This window comes from Chlamydiifrater volucris (assembly GCF_902806995.1).
Lineage (GTDB): Bacteria > Chlamydiota > Chlamydiia > Chlamydiales > Chlamydiaceae > Chlamydiifrater > Chlamydiifrater volucris.
Genome location: NZ_LR777654.1, coordinates 347,586 through 359,761 on the forward strand (window position 1 = coordinate 347,586; position 12,176 = coordinate 359,761).

Consider the following 12,176-nt stretch of genomic DNA (forward strand, 5'->3'; position numbering starts at 1 on the left):
AGTACATCGTATTTGGTGTGAATGAGTTGACAATTAGGATGCCTGTAGAAAGGACGGTTCATAAAGCTTCTTCAAAATGAGAAGCTATTGTCTCCGTTATAGCCTTTTCGTGAGGAGATCCTCCAAAGCCATGCCCCGTCTCAGGGAAACGGATAAAAGAAACATTTTTTGGAGAGCCGTAAAGGAAGATCTTCCTTTGTTGATCAGATATAATTAGGTCTTTTTCCCCTTGAAGATGAAGAATTTTTGTGGAAGGTCTTAAATGATTGATCAGGATGTAATCATGGATAGAACACAAAATATTGATATCGCCTTCCATGAGGACTAGAGGAAAGGATAAGAACCCAAATTCCTTACACAGAGACACCAACTCGCCAATGTTATTATTTTCCTGCCCCGGAGAGTCTACACGTACCTTGTCGAGCAGTTCTTTGAACAGTAAGGTACCATCAGCTATGGGAGCCCATATAGAAATCGCCTTCACATTTATCAACTTTTGATCGTACTTTTTCGCGATAGTCAAGGCCAGATGACACCCGTAGGAAAACCCCGCCAGGCCGATCCGGTTAATATCAATATCTGGATGCTCAGCTATTCTCCCCACGATATCTTCACAGTTGCTCATATATTCTGTTAGAGGAACAGCTTCGGGAAGACCTTCGCTGTCTCCGCATCCTGCCAAGTCTACGCGAAACACTGCAATACCGCGCTTAGATAGGCTGGTAGCTACCCGAATGTAAGAACTTCCGTGGCCTATTTTTGACCCTCGAAACCCGTGAAATAAGATAACAGCTGGAAATCCTGCAGGAGGAGGAGTTGTCAAAGGTTTGTGATAGACCCCTATGAGAGTTTTTTCTCCGCTTTCCACCGAAAAAGGATACCGCTTCTCATGATAAAAGCTCTCCTCGGGGAGGGGGTTTATCGTTATAAGGTCCTCTGGGACGCCAGGCAGGCTAGCTTTATATTCCCCGAACAAGGCGCTTGGCATAACTATCGAAGCTGAGATTAGAAGAGGTAGCCAGCCAGAAAACATCATAGTCGACTCAATTTAAGTTGCTAATTATTTGTGGGTTGGAGGAATCATACCACTGTTGGAAGCTTTTGTGAAGTTTTTTGGAAATGAGATCTTCAAAATCAAAAATTTAGTACCGAGATTCTATTTCTATTAGATTTTTTTGTTAAATGTTTTCGTTTCTGCCTAAGGGGCAATTCATTGTGAAAGGAATTTTTATGAAATCTACCAAGGAGTGCGGAGCAATAGATCAATGAACAACACGTTACTTTCTTGTTTTTTCTATACGTTCGAGGTAGAATTTCCTGGCTAATCTCTTAACGACTAAATACTAAGGTGTACGGTTTATCATGCATTATGATCCCTCTATGATTGAATCGAAGTGGCAAACATTTTGGAAAGATTCAAAAGCGTTTAAAGCGTTTGAAGATGCTTCCAAAAAAAAATATTATATCTTGGACATGTTTCCCTATCCTTCGGGGGCGGGACTGCACGTAGGTCATTTAATCGGATATACAGCCACGGATATCGTAGCGCGTTATAAGAGAGCTCGAGGATTTTCTGTAATGCATCCCATGGGGTGGGATAGCTTTGGCTTACCTGCAGAACAATACGCAATCCGCACAGGCACACATCCGGGAGAAATAACTAAGAAGAACATAGCTAACTTTAGGAAACAGCTCAGTGCTATGGGATTTTCTTACGATGAGGATAGAGAGTTTGCTACAAGCGACCCGAAATATTTCAAATGGACGCAAAAGTTATTTTCAATTCTCCATAGTCAAGGATTAGCCTACATGGCCGACATGGCAGTCAATTATTGTCCAGAGTTGGGAACGGTGTTGTCCAATGAGGAAGTAGAAGATGGATTTTCCGTGGAGGGTGGATACCCCGTAGAGAGACGTATGCTCAGGCAATGGGTGCTCAAAATAACTGCTTATGCTGATAAGTTACTAGAAGGTTTAGACGAACTTGATTGGCCAGAAAGTGTTAAGCAGCTACAGAGAAGTTGGATAGGCAGATCCGAGGGAGCTGAGGTTCAGTTTGCCATTGAAGGAAAGAACAAAACTCTGACAGTGTTTACAACAAGACCAGAGACTTTAGCGGGTGTTACTTTTCTAGTTATATCCCCAGAACATCCTTTGGTGGCAGATTTAATTAGTGCAAATACTCGTGAATCTGTAGAAGCATATTTGAGCGAGGCTTCGAGAAAGAGCGAGAGAGATAGGGTTTCCGAGGGGAAGATCAAAACAGGAGTGTTTAGTGGCAGTATGGTGATTCATCCAATTACCGGGCAGTCCATTCCTGTGTGGATTTCTGATTATGTTGTGGTTGGTTATGGTTTCGGAGCTGTGATGGGGGTCCCCGCTCATGATGAAAGGGATAAGGAGTTTGCTGAGGTGTTTAACTTGGACATTAAGGGAGTCATTTGTCCAGATTCTCAGTGTTGTATCAATAGCAATTTTGGAGATTTTTGTTTGAACGGTCTCTCTATTGATAGAGCTTCTGACTACGTAGTAAGGTATCTTGAGAAAAAGAAGATAGGGAAAGCAAAAGTATCCTACAAGTTGAGAGACTGGTTATTTTCTCGCCAACGTTACTGGGGAGAACCTTTCCCAATACTCCATTTTGAGGACGGAACATACAGAGTATTGGAAGATGATGAGCTTCCAATTGTTCCTCCTAACGTCAGTGACTACAAGCCTGATGGTCTCGGAAAGGGGCCTTTAGCAAGAGTTTCTGAGTGGGTAAACATTCAAGATCCGAAGACGGGAAAACGTGCCATGAGGGAGACACACACCATGCCCCAGTGGGCGGGTTCTTGTTGGTATTATTTGCGTTTTTGTGATGCTACCAATGATGAAGCCCCTTGGAGTGAATCTAAGGAGCGTTATTGGATGCCTGTTGATTTGTATATAGGCGGAGCTGAACATGCTGTTTTGCACTTATTGTATGCTAGATTTTGGCATAGAGTGTTTTACGACTGTGGATTGGTTTCTACTCCAGAACCTTTCAAAAAATTAGTTAATCAGGGGTTAGTGTTGTCTACGTCGTATCGTATTCCTGGCAAAGGATATGTGTCTCCAGAGGATGTTGTAGAGAGAAATGGGCAGTATTTTTCCAAATCAGGAGATGCATTATTAGTTCGCCAAGAAAAGATGTCTAAGTCAAAGCTCAATGGAATAGATCCTCAGGAAATAATTACAGAATTTGGCGCCGACGCTTTGAGGATGTATGCAATGTTTTCTGGGCCTTTGGATAAGAATAAGCTTTGGTGTAATCAAAGTATCGCTGGCTGCAGGAGATTTTTGAACCGTTTATATGAGTTATCTACTTCGGAAAAGGTTTGTAGTCAACCTGCTGATTTTGATGCAAATGTCTTAGTTCACAAGTTAATCAAGAAGATTACTGAGGATATAGAAACTCTGTCGCTGAATACCATACCATCAGCTTTTATGGAGTTTTTAAATGCGTTTTCTAAGTTGCCTGTTTATCCAAAAGAGTCTTTGGAAGTAGTATTCAAATTATTAGCTCCTATAGCACCACATGTAGCAGAAGAATTATGGGTTCTTTTTGGTAATCAACCGGGGATAGATCATGCTGGATGGCCTACCTATGACGATAAATACCTAGTATCAGCGATTGTCGTGTACGTTGTTCAAGTTAATGGAAAAGTGAGAAGTCGTATAGAAGTTTCCGTAGAAGAGTCCAGGGAGGAAATTTTGTCTAAAGCTAAAGAATCTGTTTTCAAGTACTTGGAAGGTGAAAGAATAAAGAAAGAAATAGTAGTTCCAGGAAAGCTTGTGAGTTTTGCTGTATGAGAAAACGATTATTCCGCATAGCCTACGATACAGGTCTTGTTATAGCCTTTTTGATAGCTCTTCCCAAAATCTTTTATAAGATGATTGTTTATGGAAAGTATAAAAAAGACATAGGTGTTCGGTTTGGTTTTAAGATTCCCGAAGTGCGCACAACTTCAGAGGATACCTCCTTGGTTTGGTTTCATGGCGCTTCTGTTGGGGAAATTCGTTTGTTGCTTCCGCTGGTTCGTCGGATGTTTGAGGAGTATCCGGATACGAAAGCTGTTGTCACAGCTTGCACTGAGGCTGGAGTTTCTGAGGCAGAAAAACTTTTTACTCCTTTGGGGGTATCGACTTTTGTTATGCCGTTGGATTTAGGGTGTGTGATCCGTCCCGTGGTTAGATTTTTGAAACCTTCTTTGGTAATTCTCTCTGAAGGGGATTGTTGGTATAACTTTTTACATGCGGCAAAGGAGTTTGGAGCCAAGGCCGTAGTAGTTAATGGTCGTATGTCTGAGTCGTCGAGAAAGAGATTTCACGCGATCAAGTACTTAGCTAGAAATTGTTTTTCTCCGGTAGATTTGTTTTGTTTGCAAGATGAAGTACAGCAGGAACGTTTCATCAGTGCCGGAGTTCCAGAGGAGAAGATACGCATAACAGGTAACATCAAAACAGCTTTTTCTTTAGATGTGGATAATGGGGCGCTTAGGGGGTTCTGGAGAGAACGTTTGAGACTCTCTAGGAGGGAGAAACTTTTGGTGTTAGGTTCAACGCATCGTGTGGAAGAACACCTATGGATTAAAACTTTTATGGAATTGAAGCTGGCTCATCCGCATCTCAAGGTTCTTTTTGCTCCAAGGCATATAGAGCGAAGTAGGGAGTTGGAGGAAGATTTGCGACGTAGTGGAGTAGTATATGGTGTATGGAGTTGTCAGGATGCATTTGATATTAAAGATGTAATCATTTTCGATGAAATAGGTTCATTAGCTGATTTATACGCCGCTGCGGACTATGCTTTTGTAGGGGGGACTTTTGATGCTAAAATCGGTGGACATAACCTTTTAGAACCCCTATTTAGGGCTGTTCCATTGCTTTTTGGCCCCCATATTTTTTCTCAATCCGAAATAGGTAAAAAAATTCTTTCCTATGGCTGCGGAATTCTTCTAGGGAATGAGAAGAGTCTAGTTGCTGACATGATGCACATATTATCTGATCCTGAAGAAGCAAAAGCGTGTGTGTCTGCAGGTAAGAGATTCCTGGAGAACGAGTGCCAGGCGTTAGAATACACTTGGAAAGAAGTAAAAAGCTATATTCCTATTGATAAAAAATAAAGGGTTAACATAGAATTCTCCCCTTATCGCGGGATAGAGTAGAGGTCATCTCGTTGGGCTCATAACCCAAAGGTCGGAGGTTCGAATCCTCCTCCCGCTAATTTTCGATTTTGGCGGTATAGCTCAGGTGGTTAGAGCAGCAGAATCATAATCTGCGTGTCGTTGGTTCAAGTCCGACTACCGCTATACTGTCTCTCCGGTCTCCCGGACATGTCTTTGATTCCACTCGGTGAGCAAAGTTAGAGGGCGTTGATCGCAAAGATCTTCGCTTCCAAAGAACTGTAGGGGGCCAGGGAATGAGTAGTTATCTCTGTAGGCCCTATCTTCTTCCGTCTGTGACAGTTTTTTGAAAGCTGTGCTGGAAGTGTCTACGTCATCCGTTTTAATCACAGCCACATGATTGCTGCCACGTTTTTCCATATGCATCATATTAAAAAGAGGAACGCCTCCTCCTTCCCATTGAGAATATTCTTTAGCTAGGCCTTTAACTGTAACCATATACCCTGTGTGCCCTCTAACAAGGAAAAGAGCAGAAAAGATTCCTAGCGTAATGGCATAGTTTGCATCAAAATTTGAGGGGAAACCGGCTCTGGACTCGTACCCAAAAAAATGGGTGACTGGTTGGAAAGGGACAGTGTCAGGGAAGCTTTTTAGTGCTTCTTTAACCATTGTCGATAGTAATTCTTCCATAGCAATTTTTGATACTCTAACGTTTCCGTAAGAATCTCGAGCAAGCAGAAGCTGAGATTGAATTTCTTCTGGTAAGTTGAAGAAAGCTTGTTTGGAGTAAGAAGAAAGTTGATTTACTATGGATTCTGGAGTTAATTCACCTTGAGCGATGAGAGCATTCAGTTCAATGAGCAGATTTTTGGTGTCTTTTACGTGCTGAATAAGTCCCTCGGGAATGAGAATAATAGAATAATTTTTATTTTCTTGAGACCTCCGCCATAAGATCTCGGCTATTCTGAAACTAATTTCCTTCAGAGTTTTTCCTTCCGATGCGAGAGACTCACTAATTAAAGCTATATTAGGATGAGTCCTCAAGGAGCATTCCAAGGTAGTGTAGGACGCAGATTGCCCCATCAGGCGGATAAAATGGTGATACTTTCTTATCGACAAAGTATCCTTGGCTAGATTTCCGATCATTTCGGAGTATGTTGAGCAAGAGGTATGAAAACCAAGAGGGGTTTCTATCCAACGGTTTTTGAGGTCTCCATCGATAGTCTTAGGGACGCCGATAACGACAGTCTTGCAATTATGGGAGAGGAAATACTCAGCGAGCATGGCCGTGTCTGTGTTGGAGTTATCTCCGCCTATGATTAAAAGCCCATCAAGTTTTAATTTTTTCACCGTTTTAAGTACGGATGATTTCTGGTTTTCAGTGTGGATTTTCTCTCTACTGGAGGAGAGCATATCAAAACCTCCAGTGTTGTAATAGTTGTATATGGTGGCAACGTCTAACTCTTTATATACCCCTTGGATCAGTCCTAAAGGACCTTTAATGAATCCGAAGATTTTAGTTTTTTTATTAAAAACTTTGAGAGCTTCGAATAAACCAATGACAACATTATGTCCTCCAGGAGCCTGTCCCCCGGAGAGAAGAACACCAATCCGTAATGGTGACGAAGGGGAATCGTCTCCTTTGACCAAGGTGACAGTGGGGACGGAACTGAGGAAAGGGAGAGTTTTTTTTAATTCTTCTTCACATTCTGGAGATGCGTGGGGGGTGTGAAGGGTCGGTAAGATATGTAAGAAGCGAATAGTTTCAAGGAAAGATAAAGCTTCTGGCCGATAACGCAGTCTCTGCAGCTCGAAATAGCTCTTGTTTAAGGAAAGTAATTCCATGATGTGAAGTAGTTTAGTGGTTTCAGATGTAAGGCTTTTTACTTTTCTTTAGAAGGATTTAATTTATACTCTAACCAGTCCGTTATGTCGGAAAGAATAGTCTCGTAGTGCGGACTTTCAGTAAAATGATGCTCTGAGCCTGGATAGATGATACGTTTAGTTTCATGGCCTTTGTTCGTGAAAAAGTTCACAAAGAGGTCTCCGTGTTTCGAGGAAACTAAGGGATCATTTTCCGACTGTAAGTACAAGAGAGGAATATTCTCTGACAGACCAGCTGCGTCGGAAAGAACATCCAAAAGAAGAAACTCTTTCTGGAACTCTCGGGAAAGAGGGTAGCCTTCATACACAAAAGTATTTTGAGCCGTTTTTGAGTGTGTTTTTTGGAAAATGGGCAGATGTAAGGAATCTTTTAGCCACACAGACCCTCTCATTACTGATGCCCACAGGACGATACCTTTTAGGAAAGAGAACTCTTTGGCTATCGACGTGACCAATGATCCCCCTAGAGATGACCCATAGACGGCTACACGAGAAGTATCTACGCCATTTATAGACGAAGCAAAAGCCAATACGTCTCGACAAGCATTTTGGAAATCTTGTAGAGAAAAGTCTGAAAGAGAACCTTCGCTATCGCCAGAGCCCGGCAGGTCCATACGCAAGCAAGCACAGCCCTTACACGCAAGCATCGAACTTAGATGCACAAGATATCTCCTTCGCCCATATTTGTGAGATGCCAACCCATGAAAAATTAGAACGAGAGGAGGGGTCCTCACATGCAACGGCTTATGAAGCATTCCAAACAACTTTGTGTCTCTAACGGAGACCACGGAAACCGAAGTCCTTGTTTCATATTTTGTTGTTACATGCTCTGCTATGGAAAGATTCATAAAGTATATTTTCTGCCTGCCCTCAGACTCTCTTTAAACTCGACCCGTAATGTAGTTTTTAACAAATAATTAGTCGAGACTTTTTAATCGGGAATTTCTATGCAGCGATGGTTAAGGGCAGGCTTTTTTGTCGTGTAATTATCGTCTAACTTATTGATTAATAGGGTAAATGGGCAAAATGTGTCTGAAGATGTTTCTGGGGGGTATTGAATTTGAAGGGGACCAGGGAATCTGTAAGAATCTTCAAGGCTCCATATCTTTCGATAGAGTTCGAGTTTTTGAAAAGCAGGTGAAGAAATATCTACCAAATGTTTTTTAATCATAGGAATTGTCTCACCACTAGCGTTTTTTAATAGCGTAAGCATACCTGAGATAGGGACACCACGGAAATTTCTGTTCTCGGGAGTCAACATGAGATTATCAATGCAGGATAAATAACCGTTGTTTTTATTTTTGACTAGAACTGCAGCTCCCACTCCTAGAGCGTATCCGTAGTCATTGTCAAAAGCTGAAGGTAGACAACACCGTCCCTCATAACCTAGGAAGTGAGAAACAGCATTAAAGGGAACGTTTTTAAAATTTTCCCTTAGTTCTTTTTCCACCAAGTAAATAAGGAAGGAATCAACGCTAATTTTGGACACATAAACATTGCCATGAGCATCTCTATCGCTGAGGAGCTGATGTTGCACTTTTTTAGGAAAGCTTTGTAGTAGGCGTTGCGATTTTTCTGAAAGTAAGTTTTCTATGTTTTCAGACGTAGGGAGACTATTGATTTCTTCTATAAGGAGCTTAATTTCAGGGATAAACTCTATAATACCCTCAGGTATTAAAACAACACCATAATATTTTCCAATAGAAGCTCTCTCAGCTATTACGGTGCAAATTTCAGATACAATAGCTTTTAAAGAGAGATTCTTAGCAGCAATTTCTTCACCTATTAACACCATGTTGGGGTGTGTCTGGAAGGCGCACTCTAGAGCGATATGAGAGGCGGATCTGCCCATGAGCTTGATAAAATGGTAATGTGCCTGACAGGAGAGCGCGTCTCTGGAGATATTCCCTATAAGATTGGAATAGAATTTGGTTGCAGAATCGAATCCAAAAGGAAGTTCTAAGTATTTGCTATGTATGTCCCCATCGATAGTTTTGGGTACTCCAACGACTGTAGTTTTAGAATTGTTTTCTGCAAAGTAATTGGCTAATATTGCTGTAGCAGTATTGGAGCCATCTCCTCCGACAATGACCAATCCGTCAAGATCTAGATTCTGGGCAGCCGTCAAGCATTTTTTTTTATTATCTTTTGTTACTATAGATTGTCTTCCAGTGCTTATAATGTTAAACCCTCCAGAATTACGGTAGGAATGCAGAAACTCCGACGAAATGGCTACATATTCCTGATTAATAATTCCTTGGCCGCCTTCTATAAAGCCCAGGAGGATAGAGTCTGGATGAATCTTTTTTAACCCATCGAACAAGCCTGATAGTACATTATGTCCCCCAGGAGCAGGCCCTCCAGAAAGCATGATACCCACTCGCAAAGGGCAATTATGTTCTGGCGACCCTTGTTTAACTGCCTTGACGTAACCTCCTTTAGAGATATGTGGGAAGGCAAGGAGAATTTTTTGTGTGATCTCATCTGTTTGGTCGCCGGTTTTTGAGGAACACGCTTTACAAGTTGGAGCAGGAATGGTAACTAAAAGCTCAGGATTTCGTAATTCCTTAGGAAGTGTTGGAGAAAAACTGGACAAACATTCTTCAGGAGTTATATAGGGCATGCGTACTCTTGTGTGTTTTTTATATAAAGCTAAGCAAATTTTTTGTTTCGTTACAATGGGAATTGCCGGACTTTTTTGCTAAAATCGTTTATCTGTACAAGAGGGGCTACTATTTTGATTATTGGTAAACTTCAGGTAATGGAAAATGACGCAAATCTTTTCTTACGGACCCTTTCTTTCTTCTTTGGAAGATTGTGTAGTTATCACTGAGGGAGGAAAAAGGATCTCCGTTAACCTGTCGTTAGAATCTAAGCTTTCCAACGCAGAGAGAGAACAGTTTATACAACATGTGCGTCGTATAGGTGGTGCCTTGCAAGCTTCGTCTGCGGGGATGGCGGTGTTGATTTTAGGAGGGAATGTAAACCTGTCTTTAGTCCTGGAGGAAAGTTTTTGCGAATTTTCTTTAGACAGAGAAAAACGTCCACTTTGCTTTCAGTTGCCCAGACTTAAGCTTTTTCGTTTAAAAAAAGATATTTCTTTTGTTTTAAGTGTCTTACAAGGGTTTTTCCCAGAAGAAAGAATTATTAGGGTTGTTTTTCTTTTAGCGCCCAGCCTCAAAGAAGCGACGATGTTGAATTATTTTGATTTTTTGCAAAAGAGTTGCGCACTTTCTTTCCAGGTTTCTGCTTCTTATTATTTGGAAGAGCCATGTTGTTGGAAGGAGTTTCCTGGAAGTATTGTGGCAAACATGGATGGAGAGATTTTTGGGAAAGTCTTAGTCGGTATTAGCACAGCGATTTTTAAAAGACCTTTACATACTCTTTTTATAAGACTAAAAGAGGGTGCAGCATGGGTGTCTTTTCGGGAAGGAAATGGCAATGTTCGTTGTGTAAACTTATTAAATCAAGCCTCCTCAGCTAAATGGAGCAGAGACGAGGTTTTTATTCTTAAACAACTTCTGGACCAAATTTTCTACTTTATGCTTCGATACTCGGGAGCTCTTGAAATAGTATTAAAGAAAAACCAACGAAATCCTCTTGTATCTCTTCTCAAGAATTTTTATGCGAAGATAACAGGAAAGGTCGTTGGTAAAAAAGTAGTTATTACTTTCCTACCAACGGTTTTATGAAGATTTTAGCATTAGATTATTCCTAAAACTCGCCACCAAAGAGAGCCAATACCTATCCAAACCAAAATGTTCACAATACTCAGCATAAACCCTGACAGCCACCATTCTTTGATAGAGACGAGTCCTGACCCATAAAATAGAGGCGCAGGTCCTGATCCATAATGAGTCAAACCCCCAAATAGGTTGCTAGAGAAGCTAAAAGCAAGAACAGAAAATATAGGATCCACACCCATAGACACAGCTACAGCCAGAAACACTGGATACATAGCGCCGATATGGGCTGTATTGCTAGCGAAGAGATAGTGAGAGTAAAAGTAGGCAATGAATAGGATTGGAAACCCTATGTGCCAGGACAGTCCCGATGTAGCTTTTACTATGGAGTCGCCCAGAGTAGGGATAAATCCCAGTTGATTTAGGTAAGAGGCCATCATAATCAAAGCCCCAAACCATATAAATGTTTCCCATGCTGTAGTATTTCCTATTACATCTTTTTGCCAATCAAGGATATTGAAGATGATCAACAGTGATAGCCCTATAAGAGCAGCAGTAGTTGCTGATATTCCCAAGAAATCGCCTAGTGTCCACAGGGTTACGAGAAGGAAGAATATGGATAAAATAATTTTTTCTCCTTTGCGTAAGGGGCCCATTTCTTTGAGTTTTAGTTGGGAAGTTCGTATAGCTTCTTCACAGGAGGTTATTGTTGGTGGATACAATTTCAGGAGTACTAAAGGCATCGCTATTAGACTCAATATTCCTGGTAAGAATGCAGCTTTAGCCCACAATGACCAAGATAAAGAGATGCCAACGTTTTGAGATAGAGCAGCCAAAAGAGGATTGCCTGCCATAGCTGTTAGGAACATAGCGCTGGTAATTACTGAACTTTGGTAAGCTACCTTGACTAAGTAAGAGCCTATAAGGTTTTCCGTTCCCTTTTCTGCTGTACTGCCGAAGGAATTGGTGAGTCCCATGACTACGGGGTAAATAATTCCTCCCGAACGAGCCGTGACGCTGGGAATAGCTGGAGCAAGAAGAAAATCAGTAATGGTGAGTCCGTAGGCTAATCCCAAAGGACTTTTCCCCAAAATGCTAACGAAAAAGTATGCTACTCGCTCGCCCAGTCCTGTTTTAATAATACCCTTGGCTATAGAGAAAGATAAAAACACTAGCCAAGCAACTTGGTTATGAAACCCTGATAGTCCTTGCTCAACGGAAAGGGTTTTTGTAAGCAAAAGCAGTGATATGCTGATAATGGCAACAGCTCCCATAGGAACAGGCTGAAGAATAATTCCTGTGATAGTTGTTGCAAAGACAGCGAAGAGCTGCCAGGCGTTTTGTTCTATAGAAACTGGTTTTGGAGAGAACCACAGAGCAGTAAATAACCCTGCGAGGAATAGTAGGGAAAAGAACTTGCGTTGTTTATTCATTGTGTAAACTCATTACAAATTAAAAGAAGAAG

8 protein-coding genes and 2 tRNA genes are annotated in these 12,176 nt (G+C 41.4%); 5 read left to right on the top strand and 5 right to left on the bottom strand.

Features of this window, described 5'->3' with window-relative positions:
* Nucleotides 1-58: 58 nt before the first annotated feature.
* The gene (locus tag KJA62_RS01485; RefSeq protein WP_213318279.1) at nt 59-1,036 is read right to left on the bottom strand and encodes an alpha/beta hydrolase family protein; all 978 of its coding nucleotides are present in this window, start codon (nt 1,034-1,036) and stop codon (nt 59-61) included.
* Nucleotides 1,037-1,362: 326 nt separating this feature from the next.
* Between KJA62_RS01485 and leuS the strand changes: the two genes are divergently transcribed.
* The 4 genes from leuS (at nt 1,363) to KJA62_RS01505 (ending at nt 5,330) form a co-directional block, all read left to right on the top strand.
* A complete protein-coding gene (gene leuS, locus KJA62_RS01490; RefSeq protein ID WP_213318280.1) occupies nt 1,363-3,834 on the top strand; it encodes a leucine--tRNA ligase in 2,472 nt (823 codons plus the stop codon).
* Nucleotides 3,831-5,144: a 3-deoxy-D-manno-octulosonic acid transferase gene (locus KJA62_RS01495; RefSeq protein WP_213318281.1), complete on the top strand. Its 1,314-nt coding sequence runs from the start codon at nt 3,831-3,833 to the stop codon at nt 5,142-5,144. The genes leuS and KJA62_RS01495 overlap by 4 nt, the downstream gene beginning before the upstream one ends.
* 27 nt (nt 5,145-5,171) lie before the next feature.
* Nucleotides 5,172-5,244: transfer RNA gene (locus KJA62_RS01500), tRNA-Met, on the top strand.
* Between the two features lie 12 nt (nt 5,245-5,256).
* Nucleotides 5,257-5,330 (top strand) — tRNA-Met (locus KJA62_RS01505).
* On the opposite strand, the gene KJA62_RS01510 is transcribed toward KJA62_RS01505, so the two are convergent.
* From KJA62_RS01510 to KJA62_RS01520, 3 genes are all read right to left on the bottom strand, one after another.
* A complete protein-coding gene (locus tag KJA62_RS01510; protein ID WP_213318282.1) occupies nt 5,328-6,989 on the bottom strand; it encodes a diphosphate--fructose-6-phosphate 1-phosphotransferase in 1,662 nt (553 codons plus the stop codon). The genes KJA62_RS01505 and KJA62_RS01510 overlap by 3 nt on opposite strands.
* A gap of 38 nt (nt 6,990-7,027) precedes the next feature.
* Nucleotides 7,028-7,876, bottom strand: coding sequence for an alpha/beta hydrolase family protein (locus tag KJA62_RS01515; RefSeq protein ID WP_213318283.1), 849 nt, complete (start codon nt 7,874-7,876; stop codon nt 7,028-7,030).
* An 83-nt stretch (nt 7,877-7,959) separates the two neighbouring features.
* Entirely contained in the window at nt 7,960-9,651 is a 1,692-nt protein-coding gene (locus KJA62_RS01520) for a diphosphate--fructose-6-phosphate 1-phosphotransferase (protein WP_213318284.1), read from the bottom strand.
* A 145-nt stretch (nt 9,652-9,796) separates the two neighbouring features.
* On the opposite strand from KJA62_RS01520, the gene KJA62_RS01525 reads away from it, so the two are divergent.
* Nucleotides 9,797-10,720 (top strand): hypothetical protein, encoded by a 924-nt coding sequence (locus KJA62_RS01525; RefSeq protein WP_213318285.1) that lies wholly within the window; start codon nt 9,797-9,799, stop codon nt 10,718-10,720.
* Between the two features lie 11 nt (nt 10,721-10,731).
* On the opposite strand, the gene KJA62_RS01530 is transcribed toward KJA62_RS01525, so the two are convergent.
* Nucleotides 10,732-12,144 carry an anion permease gene (locus KJA62_RS01530; RefSeq protein WP_213318286.1) on the bottom strand — a complete coding sequence of 471 codons (1,413 nt, stop codon included), beginning with the start codon at nt 12,142-12,144 and terminating at the stop codon, nt 10,732-10,734.
* Nucleotides 12,145-12,176 lie beyond the last annotated feature (32 nt).

Excerpts from the sequence above, each read along its gene's own strand:
- KJA62_RS01495 (WP_213318281.1), top strand. The coding sequence starts at position 3,831 with ATGAGAAAACGATTATTCCGCATAGCCTACGATACAGGTCTTGTTATA.
- KJA62_RS01520 (WP_213318284.1), bottom strand. The coding sequence starts at position 9,651 with ATGCCCTATATAACTCCTGAAGAATGTTTGTCCAGTTTTTCTCCAACA.
- KJA62_RS01515 (WP_213318283.1), bottom strand. The coding sequence starts at position 7,876 with ATGAATCTTTCCATAGCAGAGCATGTAACAACAAAATATGAAACAAGG.
- KJA62_RS01525 (WP_213318285.1), top strand. The coding sequence starts at position 9,797 with ATGACGCAAATCTTTTCTTACGGACCCTTTCTTTCTTCTTTGGAAGAT.
- KJA62_RS01485 (WP_213318279.1), bottom strand. The coding sequence starts at position 1,036 with ATGATGTTTTCTGGCTGGCTACCTCTTCTAATCTCAGCTTCGATAGTT.
- KJA62_RS01530 (WP_213318286.1), bottom strand. The coding sequence starts at position 12,144 with ATGAATAAACAACGCAAGTTCTTTTCCCTACTATTCCTCGCAGGGTTA.
- leuS (WP_213318280.1), top strand. The coding sequence starts at position 1,363 with ATGCATTATGATCCCTCTATGATTGAATCGAAGTGGCAAACATTTTGG.
- KJA62_RS01510 (WP_213318282.1), bottom strand. The coding sequence starts at position 6,989 with ATGGAATTACTTTCCTTAAACAAGAGCTATTTCGAGCTGCAGAGACTG.